16 protein-coding genes are annotated in these 21,214 nt (G+C 73.5%); 8 read left to right on the plus strand and 8 right to left on the minus strand.

Annotated elements, in window-relative coordinates:
• Positions 1-476: 476 nt before the first annotated feature.
• Both ACH4TG_RS34385 and ssd read right to left on the minus strand, forming a co-directional pair.
• A complete protein-coding gene (locus ACH4TG_RS34385) occupies positions 477-1,631 on the minus strand; it encodes a TadA family conjugal transfer-associated ATPase (RefSeq protein WP_398246576.1) in 1,155 nt (384 codons plus the stop codon).
• Positions 1,628-2,737 (minus strand): septum site-determining protein Ssd, encoded by a 1,110-nt coding sequence (gene ssd, locus ACH4TG_RS34390; RefSeq protein ID WP_398246577.1) that lies wholly within the window; start codon positions 2,735-2,737, stop codon positions 1,628-1,630. Before ssd ends, ACH4TG_RS34385 begins: the two co-directional genes overlap by 4 nt.
• A 439-nt stretch (positions 2,738-3,176) precedes the next feature.
• Between ssd and ACH4TG_RS34395 the strand changes: the two genes are divergently transcribed.
• Positions 3,177-4,022 (plus strand): HAD family hydrolase, encoded by an 846-nt coding sequence (locus ACH4TG_RS34395; RefSeq protein WP_398246578.1) that lies wholly within the window; start codon positions 3,177-3,179, stop codon positions 4,020-4,022.
• A 345-nt stretch (positions 4,023-4,367) separates the two neighbouring features.
• On the opposite strand, the gene ACH4TG_RS34400 is transcribed toward ACH4TG_RS34395, so the two are convergent.
• Positions 4,368-5,225, minus strand: a complete 858-nt coding sequence (locus tag ACH4TG_RS34400; RefSeq protein ID WP_398246579.1) for an oxidoreductase — start codon at positions 5,223-5,225, stop codon at positions 4,368-4,370.
• Positions 5,226-5,330: 105 nt separating this feature from the next.
• Here ACH4TG_RS34400 and ACH4TG_RS34405 point away from each other — a divergent pair, with 105 nt between their 5' ends.
• The gene (locus tag ACH4TG_RS34405; protein ID WP_398246580.1) at positions 5,331-6,338 is read left to right on the plus strand and encodes an ATP-binding protein; all 1,008 of its coding nucleotides are present in this window, start codon (positions 5,331-5,333) and stop codon (positions 6,336-6,338) included.
• Positions 6,339-6,390: 52 nt separating this feature from the next.
• Here ACH4TG_RS34405 and ACH4TG_RS34410 read toward each other — a convergent pair whose 3' ends face one another.
• A complete protein-coding gene (locus ACH4TG_RS34410; protein ID WP_398246581.1) occupies positions 6,391-7,755 on the minus strand; it encodes a hypothetical protein in 1,365 nt (454 codons plus the stop codon).
• A gap of 320 nt (positions 7,756-8,075) precedes the next feature.
• Between ACH4TG_RS34410 and ACH4TG_RS34415 the strand changes: the two genes are divergently transcribed.
• From ACH4TG_RS34415 to ACH4TG_RS34435, 5 genes are all read left to right on the plus strand, one after another.
• Complete coding sequence (locus ACH4TG_RS34415) at positions 8,076-10,520, plus strand: SulP family inorganic anion transporter (protein WP_398246582.1); 2,445 nt, start codon at positions 8,076-8,078, stop codon at positions 10,518-10,520.
• Between the two features lie 87 nt (positions 10,521-10,607).
• The gene (gene acs / locus ACH4TG_RS34420; protein WP_398246583.1) at positions 10,608-12,566 is read left to right on the plus strand and encodes an acetate--CoA ligase; all 1,959 of its coding nucleotides are present in this window, start codon (positions 10,608-10,610) and stop codon (positions 12,564-12,566) included.
• 429 nt (positions 12,567-12,995) lie between these two features.
• On the plus strand, positions 12,996-14,351 hold the full coding sequence (gene nhaA, locus ACH4TG_RS34425) for a Na+/H+ antiporter NhaA (protein ID WP_398246684.1): 1,356 nt from the start codon (positions 12,996-12,998) through the stop codon (positions 14,349-14,351).
• A 72-nt stretch (positions 14,352-14,423) separates the two neighbouring features.
• On the plus strand, positions 14,424-14,918 hold the full coding sequence (locus ACH4TG_RS34430) for a phage holin family protein (protein WP_398246584.1): 495 nt from the start codon (positions 14,424-14,426) through the stop codon (positions 14,916-14,918).
• A 62-nt stretch (positions 14,919-14,980) separates the two neighbouring features.
• A complete protein-coding gene (locus ACH4TG_RS34435; protein ID WP_398246585.1) occupies positions 14,981-15,928 on the plus strand; it encodes an alpha/beta fold hydrolase in 948 nt (315 codons plus the stop codon).
• Positions 15,929-16,244: 316 nt separating this feature from the next.
• On the opposite strand, the gene ACH4TG_RS34440 is transcribed toward ACH4TG_RS34435, so the two are convergent.
• The 3 genes from ACH4TG_RS34440 to nth all read right to left on the minus strand — a co-directional run bounded on the left by ACH4TG_RS34440 (position 16,245) and on the right by nth (position 19,054).
• Complete coding sequence (locus ACH4TG_RS34440; protein WP_398246586.1) at positions 16,245-17,444, minus strand: MarP family serine protease; 1,200 nt, start codon at positions 17,442-17,444, stop codon at positions 16,245-16,247.
• A 108-nt stretch (positions 17,445-17,552) separates the two neighbouring features.
• Positions 17,553-18,236, minus strand: coding sequence for an NUDIX hydrolase (locus ACH4TG_RS34445; RefSeq protein WP_398246587.1), 684 nt, complete (start codon positions 18,234-18,236; stop codon positions 17,553-17,555).
• A complete protein-coding gene (gene nth / locus ACH4TG_RS34450) occupies positions 18,233-19,054 on the minus strand; it encodes an endonuclease III (protein ID WP_398246588.1) in 822 nt (273 codons plus the stop codon). The genes ACH4TG_RS34445 and nth overlap by 4 nt, the downstream gene beginning before the upstream one ends.
• Before the next feature lie 357 nt (positions 19,055-19,411).
• Between nth and ACH4TG_RS34455 the strand changes: the two genes are divergently transcribed.
• Positions 19,412-20,086 (plus strand): Crp/Fnr family transcriptional regulator, encoded by a 675-nt coding sequence (locus ACH4TG_RS34455; protein WP_037911812.1) that lies wholly within the window; start codon positions 19,412-19,414, stop codon positions 20,084-20,086.
• Positions 20,087-20,238: 152 nt separating this feature from the next.
• Here the strand turns inward: ACH4TG_RS34455 and ACH4TG_RS34460 are convergent, their stop codons facing one another.
• Positions 20,239-21,213: an alpha/beta hydrolase family protein gene (locus ACH4TG_RS34460; RefSeq protein ID WP_398246589.1), complete on the minus strand. Its 975-nt coding sequence runs from the start codon at positions 21,211-21,213 to the stop codon at positions 20,239-20,241.
• Position 21,214 lies beyond the last annotated feature (1 nt).

A 21,214-nucleotide genomic window follows, 5' to 3' on the forward strand; every position in this document is an offset into this window, starting at 1 on the left:
GTCGGCCACAGCAGCGGTTCCGGCTGGTGCGAGGTCCGTGAGGGACGCTCCGGGCGGGCCGGCTCTCCTCGGCGGCACTGTGTGTGACACCCGGCCACTCGTGAGCCCGCCGGCGCGCTTCCCTGAGCCGTTCGCGAGGCGCCGTGCCGTGCGCGCCGCGGCCGTGCCGGACTCCTCGGCCCTGCCCGCATCCGGAACCGGACCCGGATCCCCCGCCTGCGCCTTCCGTCCCTCCGCCGCGACCCGTGCGGGGTCGCCGCCGTCCTGCGCTGCCGAAGACCGGTCGCCGCGGAGCGCGGAGGCCACCGCGGCCACCCACTGCCCCAGCACAGAACTGCGTCCCGGTCGCCGCTCAGGGCCTTCCAGAAGCTGCCGGGCGCGCCGATGGGGCGAGGAGCCGGATACGGCCGCCAAGGTCGCCAGGAGGGCGCACAGAGCGGCTGCTGCGGTGAGGGTCGCCGTCGAGGTGGTCGCGGTCATGACGCACCTGCCGCGCACAGCCGGTTCAGCCGCGGCCATCCGGGGCCGTGCTCGAACCCGCCGCGGGGATCGCGGACCAGGGCGGGTTCGGTGGCCACCAGGCCGTCGGCACCGCGCCGCAGGACATGGATCTCGGCGAGCCGCCGACGGCCGGCGCCGTCACGTTCCAGATGGACGACCAGGGACAGGGCGGCGGCCAACTGGCTGTGCAGGGCCGCCCGGTCGAGCCCGGCGGTGCTGGCGAGTGCCTCCAGGCGGGCGGGCACGTCGGCTGCCGCGTTCGCGTGGACCGTGCCGCAGCCGCCTTCGTGGCCGGTGTTCAACGCGGCCAGCAGGTCGGTGACTTCGGCTCCTCGGACCTCGCCCACCACCAGCCGGTCCGGGCGCATCCGCAGTGCCTGGCGCACCAGGTCCCGCAGGGTCACGAGGCCCGCGCCCTCCTGGTTGGCGGGGCGGGTCTCCAGCCGGACCACATGCGGGTGGTCCGGGCGCAGTTCCGCGGAGTCCTCGGCGAGGATGATCCTGGCAGCCGGGTCGACCAGGCCGAGCAGACAGCTGAGCAGCGTCGTCTTCCCCGACCCCGTGCCGCCGCTGATCATGAAGGACAGGCGGGCGTCCAGGACGTCCTGCAGCAGAGCGGCGGTTCCGGCGTCGAGCGTGCCGGCGGCCACGAGTTCGGGCAGCGTGAAGGCACGGGCGCGGACCACGCGAAGCGACAGGCAGGGGGAGCCGACCACGACGGGCGGAAGCACGGCATGGAGGCGCGTGCCGTCGGGCAACCGCGCGTCCACCCAGGGCCGGGCGTCGTCGAGCCGCCGGCCGGCGGTCGTGGCCAGGCGCTGGGCGAGCCGGCGCACGGCCGCGGTGTCGCCGAAGCCGACGCCGCTGCGTTCCAGCCCGCGGCCCCGGTCGATCCACACCTGGTCCGGTGCGTTGACGAGGATGTCGGTGACCTCGGGGTCGGCGAGCAGGGGTTCCAGCGGGCCGGCGCCGACCAGTTCCGAGCGCAGGGCGGCGACCACGTCCAGCACCTCCGCGTCGCCCAGCAGGCGCCCTCGTGCGCGCAGGGCCCCCGCCACGCGGGCCGGGGTGGGTTCACCACCGTGTTCGGCCAGGTGGAGCCGTACGGCGTCCAGGAGTTCGGGATTCATGCCGTCACGCTCCCGGCGTGGCCGAGCGCCTGGTCGAGGAAGGCGCCGCAGAAGCGGGCCAGGGGACCGCGGCGGGCCGAGCCGGGCGGAGCGCCCGACAGCGCGTCGGCCAGCGAGGGTTCCGGCGGCAGTTCACCGGCCAGCGGCAGCCCGATGAGGCGGGCGATCTCCTGGTCGTCGAGCCCGGATCCGAAGGGGCCGCGGGCCACCACGCGCAGGTCGTCGAGCACTTCCTGGACGGCGCCGGCGACCCTGCTGGCGGCTGCCACGGCGCGCAGTTCGGCCGGGACCACCAGCAGCCCCACGTCGATCTGCGTGAGCGTCTCGGCGGTGGTGTCGTCGACACGACGCGGCAGGTCGACGACGACCACACCGCCCCGGCGCCGGGCGGCACCCAGCACGGACCGCATGGCCTGAGGAGGGATCAGCACGGAGTCTCCGCGATCCCAGCTGAGGACGCTGAGGGAGTCGAGCCGCGGCAGGGACTCCTCGAGCGCCCCGCTGTTGACCCGGCCGCGGGAGTCGGCGAAGTCCGGCCAGCGCAGCCCTCCGGTGCGTTCCGCGCCGAAGAGGATGTCCAGGCCGCCGCCGAGCGGGTCGCCGTCGATGAGCATGGCGCGCAGGCCGCCGCGGGCGGCGGTGACCGCGAGCGCGCAGGCAAGCGTCGACGCGCCTGCGCCGCCGCGGCCGCCGACCACGCCGATGGTCAGCGCGGGACCGCCCGCTCCCTCGGCGACGTCGGCGATGCGGTCGACCAGCCAGCTCTCGGACTCGGGCAGGAAGAGCACGTGGTCGGCGCCGATGCCGACGCCCTGCCGCCAGGTCTCCGCATCGTCGTCGTTCCGTCCGATGAGCAGGACGCCCCGGCGCCGGGGCGCGCCGCGTACCCGCGCGGCGGCTTCCGCGCCGACCAGCACCAGCGGCGCACGGTCCCAACTGCCCGCACGCGGCGGTGCGGTGAACACGACTTCCGGTTCGCTGCCCGCGGCGGCACACAACCGCAGCAGATCGTCGAGGAGTGATTCGTCCTCGGTCACAATCAGCGGACCGGCCGGGCGTTCGGCAGTGGCGGCCGTGAGGCGGTCGGGCGTGGTGGTTCCGGGCATTTCCAAGTCCCCCGTCGCATGTCGTGCGAGCTCGGTGAGCTTCGTCTGCGATCAGCTTGGGACCCGAACCGGAATTGAGATGATCTTGGTCGGAATCTGTGGACAACTCGGCGATTGTGGATAACTCCGCCACTCGGAGGAGTGAGTTCCGCAGGATCGGGAATCGATTACGGAGCGTCACGCGTCGTACACATCGCAGCGCACACACATGCGAAGGAGAGAACGATGGACGTACGAGTCGCGGAGCCGGGGTCGGAGTGCCGAAACGCATCCGGACATGCGACGACCCCCGCCGGGGGGGAGAGCGGGGGTCGTCCCCACGGTCCGACTCGGGGGGGGAGGAGCCAGACCGGGTTAGCACGGTCGCGAACGATCCGTGACTTCCATGGTGTACCCGAAGCCCTTCTCAGGCAAACCCACGCGCCTGAGCTTACGCCGAATGGTGGTTGCCTATGCTCATCTCGTGGAAAACCACCTGCCACCGCGCACCGCGGCGTTCTTCGATCTCGACAAGACCGTGATCGCCAAGTCCAGCACGCTCGCCTTCGGACGCTCCTTCTACCACGGCGGGCTCATCAACAGACGTGCGGTATTGCGTACCGCATATGCCCAGTTCGTGTACCTGGTCGGAGGTGCGGATCACGACCAGATGGAAGGGATGCGCAAATACCTCTCCGATCTGTGCCGGGGCTGGAATGTACAGCAGGTGAGGGAGATCGTCGCCGAGACGCTGCACGACCTCATCGACCCGATCATCTACGACGAGGCGGCCTCCCTCATCGAGGAGCACCGGGCGGCCGGGCGTGACGTGGTGATCGTCAGCGCCTCCGGCTCCGAAGTCGTCGAGCCCATCGGCGAGATGCTCGGCGCCGACCATGTGATCGCCACCCGGATGGTCGTCGAGGACGGCGCCTACAACGGGGAGATCGAGCACTACGTCTACGGTCCGGCGAAAGCCGACGCCATCGCCCTGCTGGCCGAGTCCGAGGGATACGACCTGGAGCGCTCCTTCGCCTACAGCGACTCGGCGACCGACATCCCGATGCTCGAGGCGGTCGGCCATCCGTACGCGGTCAACCCGGACCGGGCGCTGCGCAAGGAGGCGGTGTCCCGCGAGTGGCCGGTACTGACGTTCAGCCGGCCGGTGCGGCTCAACCAGCGCCTCCCGTCGCTGCCGATGCCCCAGGGGCCCGTGCTCGTGATGGCAGCCGTGGGTGCGGCCGTGGCGACGGCGGGGCTGGTGTGGCTGGCCTCCCGGCGGCGCCGGCCGATGCTTATGTCCTGATTGGCAGGAAAAGTAAAAAGTGTAGCCAGGGGTTCCGCTACGCACGGGTCGGCGGTAGAAAGGACTTAGGCCCGCGAGACCACGGAGTTCCGAGAGGAAGACCGCAGTTCACAGCAGATGGCCCCACGGACCGAGTATGGAAGCTGGGCACCCACGCGTAGCCGACCCGCCAACCGGGCCAGCCGCACCAGGTGACGGGCAAAGATCCCGGCCTGATGGGCAGAATTCGCGCACGCACTGGTAACTCGGCGGACATGCCAGCGGCGGCATCTCCGATGATGCCGCCGCAACTCTGTCCGGGTGCACGGACACCGGCGCCGGGCCGGGCGGAACTCGCCGCCGGACTCAGGCGGCCCCGCGCTGCAGCGCCTCGCAGACCGCCACGCTCTCGCGCACCCCGAGTTCCAGTGCCTTGCCGCAATGGGCGATCCACACGGCCATGCCCTCCGGAGTTCCCGAGGCGTAGCCCTCCAGCGCCGCCAGGTACCCCGAACGGCCCAGTTCCGCGTAGCCGACCTCGGCCGGGCAGACCGACTTCGGGTCGAGGCCGCTGCCGACCAGCACGATACGTTCGGCGGCCCGTGCGACGGGTCCGTTGAAGGACCCGAACGGCCGCAGGCACAGCAGTTCACCGTGCACGGCCGCGGCCACCACCAGAGCGGGCGCCCTGGTGCCGGCGCGCAGCAGGTCGGCCAGGCCCTCCAGCCGGGCGTTGACCTCTATCGGGTCGGGCAGCGGGATCTCGGAGACCGGGACCAGCGGCTCGTCCACGGCCTCGCCGCTCAGCCGCGGGCGCCCCACCGTCGCGTCGTCGGCCACCCCACCGGCCGCCACCAGATGCAGCCGGGCGAGCGCCTGGACCGGCGACTGGCGCCAGATGCCGAGCAGTTGACCGGCTTCGGCGGTCAGCCGCAGCGCGGCGCCGACGGTGCGGGCCTCGGCGTCGGCGGAGAAGTCACTGCGCCGGCGCAGCTCCTCGAGCGGCCAGTCCGCGTCCGCGAGCGCAGCCGACGCCCGGGCTCCGCGCAGCGCCGCCTCCGAGGCGACCTCGTCGGAGCGCCGGCGCATCACGCGGTGCCCGTAGACGCCGTCGACGGCCTTGCGCACCGAGGCGACCGCCTCGGGAACACCCGGGAGATCGCCCAGCACAGCCAGCGGGTCGGCGTGCCCGTGAGCGGGCGAGGGAGCTGCGTTCGAAGCCATGTGCACGACCATACAAACCCCCCGGGACCCCGAACGACCACGAACGAGTGGCCTTTCCCACTCCTGGCGGACTGGAACGTGGCGAACGCCACTACGCTGACGAACATGAAGATCGCTTTCGTTGGGAAGGGCGGCAGCGGCAAGACGACGCTGTCCTCGCTCTTCGTCCGCCATCTCGCCGCGGCGCAGGTCCCCGTCCTCGCGATCGACGCGGACATCAACCAGCACCTCGGCCCCGCGCTCGGTCTCGACGAGGACGACGCCGCCGCCCTGCCCGCGCTGGGCGCCCACCTGCCGGAGATCAAGGAGTACCTGCGCGGCGCCAACCCGCGGATCGGCTCGGCAGCGACGATGATCAAGACCACGCCGCCGGGACACGGCTCCCGGCTGCTGCGCCTGGTCGAGGACAACCCCGTCTACACGGCCTGCGCGCACACCGTCGCCCTGGACGGCGACGCGGCCGTGCGCCTGATGGTCACCGGACCGTTCAACGAGTCGGACCTGGGCGTGGCCTGCTACCACTCCAAGGTCGGCGCGGTGGAGCTGTGCCTCAACCACCTGGTGGACGGGCGCGACGAATACCTCGTGGTGGACATGACGGCCGGAAGCGACTCGTTCGCCTCGGGGATGTTCACACGCTTCGACATGACGTTCCTGGTCGCCGAGCCCACCCGCAAGGGCGTGGCCGTCTACCGCCAGTACAAGGAGTACGCCCGCGACTTCGGCGTCGGCCTGGCCGTCATCGGCAACAAGGTGCAGGGCGAGGACGACCTGGCGTTCCTGCGCGCCGAGGTGGGCAACGACCTGCTGGTCGCCTTCGGCCACTCCGACTGGGTGCGGGCCATGGAAAAGGGCCGCCCGCCGCGGTTCGAACTGCTGGAGCAGGCCAACCGCGAGGCGCTGCGCACGGTCCACGCGCACGCCGACCGGGCGTACGAGGCCCGCGACTGGGCGCGCTACACCCGCCAGATGACGCACTTCCACGAGAAGAACGCACGGAACTGGGGCAACGAGAAGACGGGTGCGGACCTGGTCGCCCAGATCGACCCGACGTTCGTGCTGAGCGAGGCCCTGCTCGCGGAACCCGCGGGGGCCGGCACGCTCTCGGCGTGACGCGGGGGCCGACGGCCCTGCTGAGCGTTTCAGCGGGGGCCGACGGGCCTGCCTAGCGCTTCGCCGCGGCGACGAACTCCTTCCAGCCCGGCGCCGGCGCCCGCCCCACGGCGAGCGTGCGCAGACGGGCCAGCACCCGCGGGTCCTGCGCGTCGAGCCAGTCCGCGAGCTGTCTGAAGGACACGCAGCGCACGCCGGGCCGGGCGCACACGTCCTTCATCGTGTCCTCGACGCCCCGCAGGTAGGCGTCGCCCGCCGTGGCGAGATGAGCGCCGACGAAGAGCGGTGCGCGGTTGCCGCGGTAGGCGCGCTGGAACGCGGCGGTGAGGGCGTCGCGGACCTGCTGCCGGTCGAGGCCGGCTCCGAGCGGGCCGGCGTCGGTCGCCGGGGCCTGGCGCGTGCCGCCGGGCACGGGAACCGACGGCAGCGGGAACTCCCAGATTCCCTCCGCCGTCGAGGGCCACATCTGGCGCCCGCCGGTGCCGCTCGCGTCGTAGCGGAAGCCCGCCGCGGCGGCCGCGGGCAGCAGGCCCGCTCCGCCGCCGGGGCAGGGCGCCCGGCCTCCGGCGAGGACCTTGGCGTATTCGAACGGCAGCGGGTCCTCGTCGGTGAGGCCGGAGTCGGACTTCCAGCGCGTGACGAAGGACTCGGCCTGCCGGATCTCGCTGCCCCATTCCGCCGACGTCCAGCGGTCGGAGCCGGCGGCCGCCTGCGCGCAGGTCCGCGCGTTGAAGGACGTGCCGATCTCGCTGCCGTCCCGCCAGGCCAGCCGCATCTCGCGCAGGGTGGCGGCGATCGAGTCCACGTCGTCGCTGCCGAGACCAGCGGGCCGGGCGGCACCGCCCGGCGGGACGTACAGGTCCGCGCGGCCGGCCGGCAGCAGCGAGGCACCGCTGAGGAAATAGGTCATGGCCGCGTTGGCGCGACCGCCCGCGGCGCGGAACCGGGAGAACAGTTTCCGGGCGTCCTCGGCCGCGCCGTCGAAGGAGAAGACGACGAACTGCGGCGGCACCTCGCCGGTCACCAGCCGGTAGGGCACGGGCTGGTGCGGCTGGGGACCGGTGTCGGACGTCGAGCCGTCGCCGAGCACGCGCGCGGGAGAGGACGGGGGCATGGCGACCTGGTCGTCCGCGTTCCCGGACTGCGACCGGCCGATGCGCCCGGCGCCGGAGCCGCACCCCGCCGCGCCGGCGGCCAGCGCGACCACGGCGAGGGCCGCGGCGACGCGGACGGAGGCGGACGACGGGGCGGCGGCACGGGCGGGGGCGGCACGGGCGGCGGCACGGGCCGGATCCGCCGCCGGGACCGCGGCGGAACGAGCGGAACACGCGGCCGGGACGGCTCGCAGCAGGCGGAGCGCGGCGAGCCGGCGGCTGCGGACGGCGTGCAGGAGACGGGTCGGGCGCACGGACAGCATGCGGACCTCGCTACGTGGACGGGTACGGAGGCTCTGCGGTGGCGCGGAATGTGGGATGGGGGATCGACGGGCACCCGTGATCGGACGATGGCACGCTCACCGGGCGTCGCCGATCCCACCGGGCCGCTCACCAGACAATTCACTCGATAGCTGGAAATCATCCACAGATCGAGCCTCCGGACTTCACTCTCCGCGTTCGGGACATTACTCTTCATTTACCGACGCTTGAACATCGCGAGAGCCGACTCTCAGGCCGCCGCAGCCCGTGCACCACCCGTCGTACGTCCACCGCCCGCCGTCCGCCGAAGGAGACGGGAGCCATGAGACTGCCTCCCCCGCCGAGCCCGCTCGGCGCCCTCCGATCCGATCTGTCCGCCTCGATCACGGTCTTCCTGATCGCCGTTCCGCTCTCGCTCGGCCTCGCCCTCGCCACCGGCGCCCCGTTACAGGCAGGCCTGGTCGCCGCCGCCGTCGGCGGGATCGTCGCCGGCACGCTGGGAGGTGCGCCGCTGCAGGTCAGCGGCGCCGCCACCGGCCTGGTGGTGGTCACCGCGGGCCTCGTCGACCGCTACGGATGGCGCGCGACCTGCGCGATCACCGTGCTGGCCGGGCTGGCCCAACTCCTGCTCGGCGGGCTGCGGGTGGCCAGGGCCGCGCTGGCGATCAGCCCCGCGATCGTGCACGGCATACTCGCCGGCATCGGCACGGTCATCGCGGTCGGCCAGCTCCACGTGGTGCTCGGCGGCGCCCCGCAGAGCACCACCCTCGCCAACATCGCCGCTTTACCCGGCCAGTTGCTGCACAGCCACCCCGCGACCCCGTTCATCGGGGCGATAACCGCCGCGGTCCTGCTGGGCTGGCCGAGGTTGCGCGGCCGCGCGGCGCGGCTGCGGGGGGTCCCGGCCCCGCTGGTGGCGGTCGCGCTCGCCACCGCGGCGAGTGCCTGGCAGAGCGTGCCCCGGGTGACCCTGCCGGACTGGCAGATGCCGGTGCTGCCGCAGGTGCCCGACGGGCCGGTGCTCGGGGTCACCGCTGCCGTCCTGACCGTGACGCTGGTGGCCAGCATGGAGTCGCTGCTGTCGGCGGTCGCCGTCGACACCCTGCAAGCAGGACGTCCCGGCCCGCACGCCCCACCTGCCCGACTGGACCGCGAACTGCTCGGCCAGGGCGCCTCCAACATCCTCTCGGGGCTGCTCGGCGGACTGCCGATCGCCGGCGGGGCGATGCGCGGCTCGGCCAACGTCGAAGCGGGCGCCCGCACCCGCAGGGCCACGATCCTGCACGGCACGTGGGTGCTGGTGTGCGCGGGCTTCGCGGCGGCCGCCCTGGAGGCGATCCCGCTGGCGGCACTCGCCGCGCTGGTCATGGTGGTGGGGATGCGGATGGTGAGCTTCGCGCACATCCGGCACGTCCAGCGGCACCGTGAGTTCCCGGTCTACGCGGTGACGCTCGCCGCGGTCGTCCTGTTCGGCGTCCTGCAGGGCGTGGTCGCCGGAGTCCTGGTCGCCGTCGCGCTGGCGCTGAGCCGCCTGACGCGCACCCGGGTCACCGTCACCGAGGAGCCGGGCTGCCACCGGGTCCGGGTGACCGGCCAGTTGACGTTCCTGGCCGTGCCGCGGCTGGCGCGCGGGTTCGCCCAGGTGCCGGCGGGGGCCAACGCGGTGGTGGAGCTGGGCGGTTCGTTCATGGACCACGCCGCCTACGAGGCGCTCAACTCCTGGTGCGACCGGCACCGTTCGCGCGGCGGACGGGCGGCGCTGAGCGACGGCGCGGGGCGGAGGGTCAGCGAACCGGTGAGCGCGCACGCCTGCCGCCCCTGGACGCCGTGGCGCAACCACCACTGCACCCGCCCCGCCCGGGCCGAGGCGGCGACGGCGACGGCGACGGCGACGAGCAGCGGGCAGCTGCTGGGCGGGGTCAGCGCGTTCCAGCGCAACACCGCGCCACTGGTCCGCGCGGAGCTGGCCCGGCTGGCCCTGGAGGGGCAGAGCCCGGGGCACCTCTTCCTCACCTGCGCGGACTCCCGGCTGGTCACCAGCATGATCACCTCCAGCGGTCCTGGCGACCTGTTCACGGTGCGGAACGTGGGCAACATGGTGCCGCCGCCCGGCGCGGAGTCCTCCTGCGACTCGGTGGCGGCCGCCGTCGAGTACGCGGTGGAGGTGCTGCGGGTCTCCGGCATCACCGTGTGCGGGCACTCCGGGTGCGGCGCGATGCAGGCGCTGCTGGCCTCGGATCACGAGCCGGGTGCCCGGACCCCGCTGGCCCGGTGGCTGGACCACGGCCGCCCGAGCCTGGTACGGCTGGGGCGCCCCTCCCCCGCGGGCCCCGGCGGGGTCGCACTGGCCGGCCGACCGGTCGCCGACGAGGCCGAGCGCCTCGCCCTGGCCAACGTGGTCACCCAGCTCGACCATCTGACGGCCCATCCGTGCGTGGCCGTCCGGGTCGCCGAGGGCACCCTCCAGCTCCACGGGATGTACTTCCACGTGGCCGAGGCGCAGGCGTACATGCTGGACCCGGCGACCGGCGTGTTCACCGCGGTCGGCCCGGACCCGGTGATGGTCCCCGCCGACGGCTCGCCCGGCGCACATGCCTCCGGCCCGGCCGGCGCTCTCGCCGACCGCCTCGCCACCGTCCCCGCGGACGACCCCCCGGACGACTCCGCGGCCGACCCGGAAGCGAGCCCGGAAGCCGGCCTGGCGGGAACCGCGGGCGGTACCGCCCCCGAGGCGCCGGAAACGGAGGGTGTCGCCACAAAGGTCTAAACCACTTTGCGGAGGCCCCTTGTCAGGGTCGGCGCGGACTGATGAGGTAGGGCTGGGACATCTGGGACACCCTGACAAGGAGCTGGCGTGAGCAGCAACGAGAGCCTGGCCAATCTGCTGAAGGAGGAGCGGCGGTTCGCTCCCCCGGCCGAACTGGCCGCCGCAGCCAATGTCACCGAGGCGGCGTACGAGCAGGCCAAGGCCGACCGGCTGGGCTTCTGGGCCGAGCAGGCCCGCCGCCTGACCTGGGCGACCGAACCCACCCAGACGCTGGACTGGTCCAACCCGCCCTTCGCCAAGTGGTTCGCCGACGGCGAGCTGAACGTGGCCTACAACTGCGTGGACCGCCACGTGGAGGCCGGGATCGGCGACCGCGTCGCGATCCACTTCGAGGGCGAGTCCGGCGACGGCCGCACCGTCACATACGCGGAGCTGAAGGACGAGGTGTGCCGCGCCGCGAACGCGCTCACCGAACTGGGCGTCGCCAAGGGCGACCGGGTGGCGATCTACCTGCCGATGATCCCGGAAGCGGTCTTCGCGATGCTGGCGTGTGCCCGGATCGGTGCCGCGCACTCCGTGGTGTTCGGCGGCTTCTCCGCGGACGCCGTCGCGTCCCGGATCGACGACGGCGACGCCAAGGTCGTCATCACCGCCGACGGCGGCTTCCGGCGTGGCAAGCCGTCCGCGCTCAAGCCGGCCATCGACGACGCCGTCTCCCGCACCCCGCAGGTCGAGCACGTGCTGGTGGTCCGCAGGACCGGGCAGGACGTGGCCTGGACCGAGGGCCGGGACGTCTGGTGGCACGAGCTGACCGGCCGCCAGTCCACCGAGCACACCCCGGAGGCGTTCAACGCCGAGCACCCGCTGTTCATCCTGTACACGTCGGGCACCACCGGGAAGCCGAAGGGCATCCTGCACACGTCCGGCGGCTACCTGACGCAGGCCAGCTACACCCACCACGCGGTGTTCGACCTCAAGCCGGAGACCGACGTCTACTGGTGCACCGCGGACATCGGCTGGGTCACCGGCCACTCGTACATCGTGTACGGCCCGCTCTCCAACGGCGCGACCCAGGTCATCTACGAGGGCACCCCGGACACCCCGCACCAGGGCCGGTTCTGGGAGATCGTGCAGAAGTACGGCGTCACCATCCTCTACACGGCGCCGACCGCGATCCGCACCTTCATGAAGTGGGGCGACGACATCCCCGCGAAGTTCGACCTGAGCAGCCTGCGGGTGCTGGGCAGCGTCGGCGAGCCGATCAACCCCGAGGCGTGGGTCTGGTACCGCGAGCACATCGGCAGCAGCCGCACCCCGATCGTGGACACCTGGTGGCAGACCGAGACCGGGGCGATGATGATCTCCCCGCTGCCCGGCGTCACCGAGACCAAGCCCGGCTCCGCGCAGCGCCCGCTGCCGGGCATCGCCGCCACCGTGGTGGACGACGAGGCCAACGAGGTGCCCAACGGCTCCGGCGGCTACCTGGTGCTCACCGAGCCGTGGCCGTCGATGCTGCGCACCATCTGGGGCGACGACCAGCGGTACATCGACACCTACTGGTCCCGTTTCCCCGGCCGCTACTTCGCCGGCGACGGTGCCAAGAAGGACGAGGACGGCGACATCTGGCTGCTCGGCCGGGTCGACGACGTGATGCTGGTCTCCGGCCACAACATCTCGACCACCGAGGTCGAGTCCGCGCTGGTCTCGCACCCGAAGGTGGCCGAGGCCGCGGTCGTCGGCGCCGCCGACGAGACCACCGGGCAGGCCATCGTCGCGTTCGTCATCCTGCGCGGCACCGCCGAGGACAGCGCCGAGCTGACCGCGGCCCTGCGCGACCACGTCGGCCACACGCTCGGCCCGATCGCCAAGCCCAAGCGGATCCTGGTGGTCACCGAGCTGCCGAAGACCCGCTCCGGCAAGATCATGCGCCGCCTGCTGCGCGACGTCGCGGAGAACCGCGAGCTGGGCGACGTCACCACGCTCACCGACTCCTCGGTGATGGACCTCATCCAGACCCGCCTGCCCTCGGCGCCGAGCGAGGACTGACGACCCAGTCCTGACACGCGCGGACCGACACGCGCGGACCGCCGCACGAGAGGGGCGCCCCGCCCCCCCGGCCCGGCGCCCCCGCCCGTGCCCCCCCCCCCCCCCCCGGGCGGGGCCCCGTGCCCCCCGCCGGGCCGGGGGGGCCCCGCGGGGGGGCCCCCCCCCCCCCCCCCCCGGGGGCCCCCCCCGGGGGGGCCCCCCCCCGGGGGGGGGCCCCGGCCCCGGGGGGGGGGGCCCCCCTTCCGTTCCCGCCCCCTCCCCCTCGGGCCTTCTCCCGTTCCCGCTCTCATTCGTTCGGGTCATCCGGGCGGCGCCCCGCCCCCGCTTCCCGACAAGACTGAGGGGGACGCCCAGGAGGTCGCCCCCGTGTCCGAGCAGCCGCCGCAGCGATCCGCCCCCGGGCCGGGGCCGGTCCGCCGCGCCGCGACCCTGCTCGGGCGGCTGCCGCTCCCCGAGCGGAGGTTCGTCGCGGACGCGCTGCGGACCGAGACGGTCGGCGGCGTGCTGCTGCTGGCGGCCGCGGTGGCCGCCCTGATCTGGTCGAACACCGGGCACCACTCCTACGAGGCGGCGAGCGACTTCCACTTCGGCCCGGCAGCGCTCGGCCTGCACCTGTCCGTCGCGCACTGGGCGGCCGACGGACTGCTCGCCGTCTTCTTCTTCGTCGCCGGGGTCGAGCTGAAGCGCGAGCTGGTGGTCGGCGAGCTGCGGAGCCCCGCGGCCGCGGTGCTGCCGGTGGTCGCGGCGCTGTGCGGCATGGTGGTCCCGGCGGTCGTCTACGCCATCACCGCGTCCGCGGGCGGCGGGTCGCTGAAGGGCTGGGCGGTACCCACCGCGACCGACATCGCCTTCGCGCTCGCCGTCCTCGCCGTCATCGGCACCGCGCTGCCGTCCGCGCTGCGCGCGTTCCTGCTCACCCTGGCCGTCGTCGACGACCTCTTCGCCATCCTGATCATCGCCGTCTTCTTCACCTCGCACATCGACTACGGCGCGCTGCTCGGCGCCTTCGCCGGGCTGGCCCTGTTCTGGGTGCTGCTGCGGCGCGAGGTGCACGGCTGGTACGTGTACGTGCCGCTGGCGCTGGTGATCTGGGCGCTGATGTACAACAGCGGCATCCACGCGACGATCGCCGGCGTGGCCATGGGCCTGATGCTGCGCTGCACCCCGCGGCCGGGCGAGGAGCAGGCACCGGGCGAGCACATCGAGCACCTGGTGCGTCCGCTGTCCGCGGGCGTGGCCGTGCCGCTGTTCGCGGTGTTCTCTGCGGGCGTGGCGGTGTCCGGCGGGGCGCTCGCCGACGTCTTCCACAAGCCGGAGACCCTCGGCGTCGTGCTGGGCCTGGTGGTCGGCAAGCCGCTCGGGGTGTTCGGCGGCACCTGGCTCGCCGCCCGCTTCACCCGGGCCGAGTTGAACGCCGACCTGCGCTGGCCCGACGTGCTGGCCGTCGCCACCCTGGGGGGCATCGGCTTCACCGTCTCGCTGCTCATCGCCGAACTCGCCTTCACCGGTCCGCCACTGGCCGACGAGAGCAAGTCCGCGGTGCTGCTCGGCTCGCTGTTCTCCGCGGTGCTCGCGGCGACCCTGCTGAAGCTGCGCAACAACACCTACCGGGCGCTGACCGAGGACGAGAACCGCGACTCCGACGGCGACGGGATCCCCGACGTCTACGAGGAGGACCAGCCCGCGTACCACCTCCGGATGGCGGAAATACTCGAACGCCAGGCCGCCGAACACCGTCGCCTCGCCCAACTCGGCCGGGACGCGGGCGGCCCTGATGCGACGTAAGGCATGATCGGGGGCAGACACGGTACGACCGGTACCGGACCGATACGACGCAGAACGACGGAGGACGCCGCGATGAGCGCAGCCTCGAACGGTGACGAGCGCAGCCTCGGGCAGCTGTTCGCGTCCGCCACGGCGGAGGTGTCCGCCCTGGTGCACGACGAGATCGCCCTGTTCAAGGCCGAGATCCGGCAGGACGCCAAGCGGGCCGCGATCGGCAGCGGCGCGGTGGTCGCGGCCCTGGCGCTGGCCCTGTTCGCGGTGCCGATGGGCAGCATGGCCGCCGCGTACGGCATCCACGCGCTGGGCATCACCCTCGGCTGGTCGTTCCTCATCGTGTGCGGCGCCTACATCGTGCTCGCGGTCCTGCTCGCGCTGATCGCGTACGGCCGGTTCAAGAAGGTCAAGAAGCCGGAGCGGTCGCTGAACTCCGCCAAGGAGAGCGCGGCGGTGCTGCAGAAGGCCAAGCCGCACCCGCGGCCGCTGGAGCCCGCGGACGCCAAGCCGGAGCTGACCGGCGCCGGGCAGAAGGCGTCGCAGTCGGCGCTGCCGCCGTCGGGCTCCCGCTGACCGATGGGGTGACGAGCGCCGGCTCGCCCACATGGCGGCGCCGGATGTGACACGCTCAGAACATGAACCTCCCCGACGGTTCGCGTCGGCCGTCCGGCACGCGCATCCCGGTTCCCCGCCCCGACGGCCCGTGGATCCACCGCGAGGTCGCGGCCAACGGCGCCCGTTTCCACATCGCCGAGATGGGCGACGGGCCGCTGGTGCTGCTGCTGCACGGCTTCCCGCAGTTCTGGTGGACCTGGCGCCACCAGCTGCCGGCGCTCGCCGACGCAGGCTTCCGGGCGGTCGCGATGGACCTGCGCGGGGTGGGCGGCAGCGACCGCACACCGCGCGGCTACGACCCGGGCAACCTCGCCCTCGACGTGACCGGCGTGATCCGCTCGCTCGGCGAGCCCGACGCGGCGCTGGTCGGCCACGACCTCGGCGGCTACCTGGCGTGGACGGCCGCGGCGATGCGCCCGAAGCTGGTGCGCCGGCTCGCGGTCGCCTCCATGCCGCACCCGCGCCGCTGGCGCACCGCGATGCTCGCCGACCTGCGGCAGAGCAGGTCCGGCGGGTACATCTGGGGCTTCCAGCGCCCGTGGCTGCCGGAACGGCAGCTCGTCGCCGACGAGGCGGCGCTGGTCGGCCGGCTGGTGCAGGAGTGGTCGGGGCCCAGCCTGCCGGACGAGGAGGCGGTGGACGTCTACCGCCGCGCGATGCAGATCCCGTCGACCGCCCACTGCGCGATCGAGCCGTACCGGTGGCTGGTGCGGTCGATGGCGCGCCCCGACGGCATCCAGTTCAACCGGCGGATGAAGCGGCCGGTGCGGGTGCCGACCCTGCAGATGCACGGCTCGCTCGACCCGGCGATGGGCACGCGCATCGCGGCGGGCAGCGGCGAGTACGTCGAAGCCCCCTACCGCTGGCGGCTGTTCGACGGTCTCGGGCACTTCCCGCACGAGGAGGACCCGGCGGCGTTCTCGACCGAGCTGATCAACTGGCTCAAGGACCCGGAACCGGACCGCTGAGCCCGGCACACCTGCCGGTACGACGAGCTGCTGATCGGTCATATTGCCGCGTGCATACGCCGACTGAGCGATGATCCGGCGATTACCGACCGGGAGGCGCGGGCACGTAGCTCGGTATGGGTTGGACGCACGACTACAGTGACGTATCGCGCACTCGCCGCCGCACTTTCACCGCCGCGGGCGCCTCCGCGGCCATGACGCTGCTCCCGCCAGGGCACAGCCATCTCGGCATCCCCCGCATCCTGGGGCGCAGGGCCCGCTGGGTCGGCGCCCGGCTACGCCACGGGCGGGACTGAGCCGCCCGCCCCGAACGCGGTCACAGCGCGCATCCCTGGCTGTCCACCTGCCGGACCGCGGTCCGTCCCGCCTTCACGTCCGGCGCGACCTCGTCGGCGGTCAGCGCGTACCCGGTGTTGGCGTCGTCGAGGGACTTGGCGAAGACCACGCCCACGACCTTGCCGTCGGTGCTGAGCAGCGGGCCGCCGGAGTTGCCCTGCCGGACGGTGGTGTAGAGGGAGTACACGTCGCGGTGCACGGTGCCGCGGCGGTAGATGTCCGGGCCGTTGGCCTCGATCCGGCCGCGGATGCGGGCCGCGCGCACGTCGAACGCGCCGTTCTCCGGGAAGCCCGCCACGATGGCGTCGTCCTTGGAACGGGCGTCGGTGGACGCGAACTGCAGCGCGGGCGCGTCCAGGCCGGGCACGTCCAGGACGGCGATGTCGCGCTGCCAGTCGTAGAGCACCACGCGGGCGTCGTGCAGCCGGCCCTTGCCGGCGACCTGGACGGTGGGCTCGCTCACGCCGCCGACGACGTGCGCGTTGGTCATCACGTGGTCCTTGGCGAAGACGAACCCGGAGCCCTCGAGGACCTTGCCGCAGCCGGGGGCGGTGCCGACGACCTTCACGATGCTGCGCTCGGCGCGGTCGACCACCGGGTTGTTGACCAGGGCCGGGTCGGGCGCCGGGACCGAGGTGATCGGCTCCGAGCCGAAGGTGCCGAAGACCTGCGGCAGCCCGTTCTGGGCCAGCGTGGTGCTGAAGTCGTTGAACCAGGTGTCGGCCTCCGCCGGGACCACCTTGGAGACGCCGAGCAGCACCTTCGACGACCGCACCTCGCGCCCTATGGTCGGCAGGGTCGTGGTCGCCAGGGCGCTGCCGATCAGCCAGGCCACCAGCAGCATCGCGACGACGTTGATGAGCGCGCCGCCGCCGGCGTCCAGCGCCCGGGCCGGCGACCAGGTGATGCGGGTGCGGACCTTGTTGCCGAGGTGGGTGGTGAACGCCTGCCCCACCGACGCGCACACGATCACCAGCGTGACGGCGGTGATCACCGCGACCGAGCCCGGCTGGGCGTTGTCCGTCGCCTTGTCCCAGATCAGCGGGAGCAGGTACACCGCGGCGAGACCACCGCCGAGGAAGCCCGTCACCGACGCGATGCCGACGACGAACCCCTGGCGGTAGCCGACCACGGCGAACCAGGCGGCGGCGAGGATGAGCAGGAAGTCCAGCGCGTTCACGGGGAACACGGTCTCACGACCGGCTGAGGACGCGGGACCGTAACGGCACTAACCGCGCCTGCGGCGCCGCCGCCGCGCCCGGAACCCCGGCCGGCGCGTCACGCCTGCTCAGCCCAGCGGCACCGTGTGCTCGGTGTCCCAGGGCTGCTCCCACCCCGCGTAGTGCAGGATCTTGTCGATCAGGCCCGCGGTGAAGCCCCAGACGAGGGCTCCGTCGACCAGGAACGCCGGGCCGCGGAAACCGCTCGGGTGGACGAGCATCGCACGGTTCGCCGGGTCGGTGAGATCCGCCACAGGCACCCGGAACACCCGTGCGGTCTCGGCCGGGTCCACCGCGGCGACCGGGCTCGGCCGCCGCCACCAGCCCATGACCGGGGTCACCACGAAGCCGCTCACCGGGATGTAGAGCCGCGGCAGCACCCCGAACACCTGGACACCCGACGGGTCCAGGCCGGTCTCCTCCTCGGCCTCGCGCAGCGCGGCCCGCAGCGGACCGTCGCCCTCGGGGTCGCCGTCCTCCGGGTCCAGCGCGCCGCCGGGGAACGACGGCTGGCCCGCGTGCGAACGCAGCGCCGCGGAACGCTCGATGAGCAGCAGGTCGGGGCCCTGCTCGCCCTCGCCGAACAGGATCAGCACGGCCGACGGGCGGCCCTCGCCGTCCGGCGGCAGGAAGCGGCTGAGCTGCTCGGGGCGCACCCCCTGCACCACGGTGACGACGGGGTCGAGCCAGGAGGGCACGCCGTCCGCGGTGACCTGGATGCCGGCCGCGTCCGCGCCCTGGGCCTGCGTCATGAGGCGCCCAGCGGCGGCGCGGCCTTGCCCGGGTAGTCCGGCGGCGGGTTGAGCCGCTGCCCGGGGAACCCGCCCTTCTCGTACTTCAGCAGCTTGGCGGCCTTGTCCGGGTCGATCTCGCCGATGCCGTTCGACGGGCACAGGTGGGCGATCGGGCAGGCGCCGCAGGCGGGCTTGCGGGCGTGGCAGATGCGCCGCCCGTGGAAGACGACGCGGTGCGACAGCATCGTCCAGTCGGACTTGGGGAAGAGCGCCGCGACGTCCTTCTCGACCTGCTCGGGGTCCTCCGAGGTGGTCCAGCCGAACCGGCGGGACAGGCGCCCGAAGTGGGTGTCGACGGTGATGCCGGGGACGCCGAAGGCGTTGCCCAGCACCACGTTGGCGGTCTTGCGGCCGACACCGGGCAGGGTGACGAGGTCCGCCAGGTTGCCCGGCACCTCCCCGCCGAAGTTGTCCCGCAGCGCCGCGGACAGGCCCAGCACGGACCTGGCCTTCGCGCGGAAGAACCCGGTGGGCCGCAGGATCTGCTCCAGCTCCTCGGGGTCGGCCGCGGCCATGTCCTCGGGAGTGGGGTACTTGGCGAACAGCGCCGGCGTGGTCTGGTTCACCCGCAGGTCGGTGGTCTGCGCCGACAGCACGGTGGCGATCAGCAGCTGGAAGGGGTTCTCGAAGTCCAACTCGGGGTGGGCGTACGGGTACACCTCGCCGAGTTCGCGGTAGATCTTTCGCGCCTGGCGCACCAGCCCGGTGTGCGTCTGCGGCGGCTTCGCTTTCCTGACCGGCCGGCCCTGGGCCCCGCCCGTACCACTTGTCGCCATGCATGCAGCCTACGGGGCGGCGCCGACAGGGATCACCCGATTCCGACGCGCCGGACCGGCGCACGGGCGGCCGGTGCGGCCCGCCACCGCACGGGCCCGCGGCGAAGGCCCCGCAACCACCCCGCCGGGGCCGTCCGAGGGCCGCGCACGGGGTGTTCGCCGAGAGCGGAATCCGGTACTCTCGCCACTCATTCGGCCCTGAGGCAGGGCCAGAACCACCGAAATCGACGCCCAATCGGGCCCCCGGGGCACTACTCCTCGGTCGGATACGACATCCTTGTGATTGATCGCACTGATTGAGACGTCGTGCATCATGGGAAAACCCGGCGATGTCGGCTGTCGACAAGGAGAGAGCTCGTGGACGACGTTCTGCGCCGTGCTCCGCTTTTCGCGGCGCTCGACGACGAGCAGGCCGCTGAACTGCGCGCCTCCATGACGGAGGTCACGCTCGCGCGTGGCGACTCGCTGTTCCACGAGGGCGACCCCGGGGACCGGCTGTACGTCGTCACCGAAGGCAAGGTCAAGCTGCACCGCACCTCGCCCGACGGCCGCGAGAACATGCTGGCCGTGGTCGGCCCCGGCGAGCTGATCGGCGAGCTGTCGCTGTTCGACCCCGGCCCGCGCACCGCGACCGGCACCGCGCTGACCGAGGTCAAGCTGCTGGGCCTGGGCCACGGCGACCTCCAGCCGTGGCTGAACGTGCGGCCCGAGGTGTCCACCGCGCTGCTGCGTGCCGTCGCGCGCCGCCTGCGCCGGACCAACGACGTCATGTCGGACCTGGTCTTCTCCGACGTCCCCGGCCGCGTCGCCAAGGCGCTGCTCGACCTCTCGCGGCGCTTCGGCGTGCAGTCGGAGGAGGGCATCCACGTCGTCCACGACCTCACGCAGGAAGAGCTGGCCCAGCTGGTCGGCGCCTCCCGCGAGACCGTGAACAAGGCCCTCGCCGACTTCGCCGGCCGCGGCTGGCTGCGGCTGGAGGCCCGCGCGGTGATCCTGCTCGACGTCGAGCGGCTGGCCAAGCGCAGCCGCTGAGCGGCCGGCCGCACCGCCGCACGGTTCCACCTGCTCCTCGACGAAGCCCCCGCCACGGCGGGGGCTTCGTGCTGTCCGGGGGCGGTCGGGATCGGCGGATGGCGCGGCCGATCCCGGCCTGCGGCGGAGGGGCGGCGCGACGGCCGCCGCCGTCACCAGGCCAGCTGGGCGATCTCGTCGGTGACGGCGGACACCGCGGGCGCGGCCGGGTCGATCAGCGGGAAGTGCCCGGTGCCGGGCAGCCAGGCCACCACCGGCTCCTCCCCCGCCGCGGCCGCCGCGTCCATGAAAGCCTCGCTGACCTGCGGCGGAACCACGTTGTCAGTGGCGCCGTGCACGATGGTCGTGGCGATGCCGGTGGGGAGCAGCACGGCCGGGTCGGCGTGCGGAAGGCGTTCGGTGAGGCGGTCGGGGCCGCCGAGCAGATCGACGGCCGCGTCCGAGCAGACGTGCAGCCGGGCCGCCGCGCCGAGGTCGGCGATCGGGGCGAGCGCCACGACGCCGCGCAACGGGGGAGGCGAGGAGCGGTGCCAGGGGGAATCGGGGGGCAGGACATGGCGCGCGGCGGCCCACAGGGCCAGGTGGCCGCCCGCGCTGTGCCCGGTGACCACGATCCGCCGGGGGTCGACGGCGTCGTCGCCGAGTGTCGCGACGGCCAGGGCCGGCAGGGCGTCCATCGCGGCGGCCACGTCGTCCAGGGTGTCCGGCCAGCGGCCGGCGGGGGCCGGCCGGTCGGGTGCGGAGCCCGCTGCGGGCCGGTCTGCGGCCTGCTCGCCGCCGTCCGGGGCGCCGCCGCGCCGGTACTCCACCGAGGCCACGGCGAAGCCGTGCGCGGCCAGGTGGGCGGCCAGCGGGGACACGTGCGCGCGGTCGTAGGCGGCCCGCCACGCGCCGCCGTGGAGCAGCGCCACCAGGGGCGCGGGACGGGCGGGCGCGGGGCGCGGCCGGTAGAAGTCCACGATCTGGTCGGGGTGGCCGCCGTAGGCCGCGGTCGCGTCCGGCGGCACGTGCGCATGGCTGAAGGCCGCCGCCTCCTCGGCCTCCGCCCGGCCCTCCGGATCCGGCACACCGGAGGGGTGCCGGGGCCCGGTGGCGGACGGAGACACGTCGGGTGCGGCGTCGGCCATC

The organism is Streptomyces sp. NPDC020917, assembly GCF_044333795.1.
Lineage (GTDB): Bacteria > Actinomycetota > Actinomycetes > Streptomycetales > Streptomycetaceae > Actinacidiphila.

Bases quoted from the DNA above. Each gene is read 5' to 3' on its own strand.
- ACH4TG_RS34385 (WP_398246576.1), bottom strand. From the start codon at position 1,631: ATGAATCCCGAACTCCTGGACGCCGTACGGCTCCACCTGGCCGAACAC.
- ACH4TG_RS34395 (WP_398246578.1), top strand. From the start codon at position 3,177: ATGGTGGTTGCCTATGCTCATCTCGTGGAAAACCACCTGCCACCGCGC.
- ACH4TG_RS34460 (WP_398246589.1), bottom strand. From the start codon at position 21,213: ATGGCCGACGCCGCACCCGACGTGTCTCCGTCCGCCACCGGGCCCCGG.
- ACH4TG_RS34430 (WP_398246584.1), top strand. From the start codon at position 14,424: ATGAGCGCAGCCTCGAACGGTGACGAGCGCAGCCTCGGGCAGCTGTTC.
- ACH4TG_RS34435 (WP_398246585.1), top strand. From the start codon at position 14,981: ATGAACCTCCCCGACGGTTCGCGTCGGCCGTCCGGCACGCGCATCCCG.
- ACH4TG_RS34410 (WP_398246581.1), bottom strand. From the start codon at position 7,755: ATGCTGTCCGTGCGCCCGACCCGTCTCCTGCACGCCGTCCGCAGCCGC.
- ACH4TG_RS34415 (WP_398246582.1), top strand. From the start codon at position 8,076: ATGAGACTGCCTCCCCCGCCGAGCCCGCTCGGCGCCCTCCGATCCGAT.
- ssd (WP_398246577.1), bottom strand. From the start codon at position 2,737: ATGCCCGGAACCACCACGCCCGACCGCCTCACGGCCGCCACTGCCGAA.
- ACH4TG_RS34445 (WP_398246587.1), bottom strand. From the start codon at position 18,236: ATGACGCAGGCCCAGGGCGCGGACGCGGCCGGCATCCAGGTCACCGCG.
- ACH4TG_RS34405 (WP_398246580.1), top strand. From the start codon at position 5,331: ATGAAGATCGCTTTCGTTGGGAAGGGCGGCAGCGGCAAGACGACGCTG.
- nth (WP_398246588.1), bottom strand. From the start codon at position 19,054: ATGGCGACAAGTGGTACGGGCGGGGCCCAGGGCCGGCCGGTCAGGAAA.
- ACH4TG_RS34400 (WP_398246579.1), bottom strand. From the start codon at position 5,225: ATGGCTTCGAACGCAGCTCCCTCGCCCGCTCACGGGCACGCCGACCCG.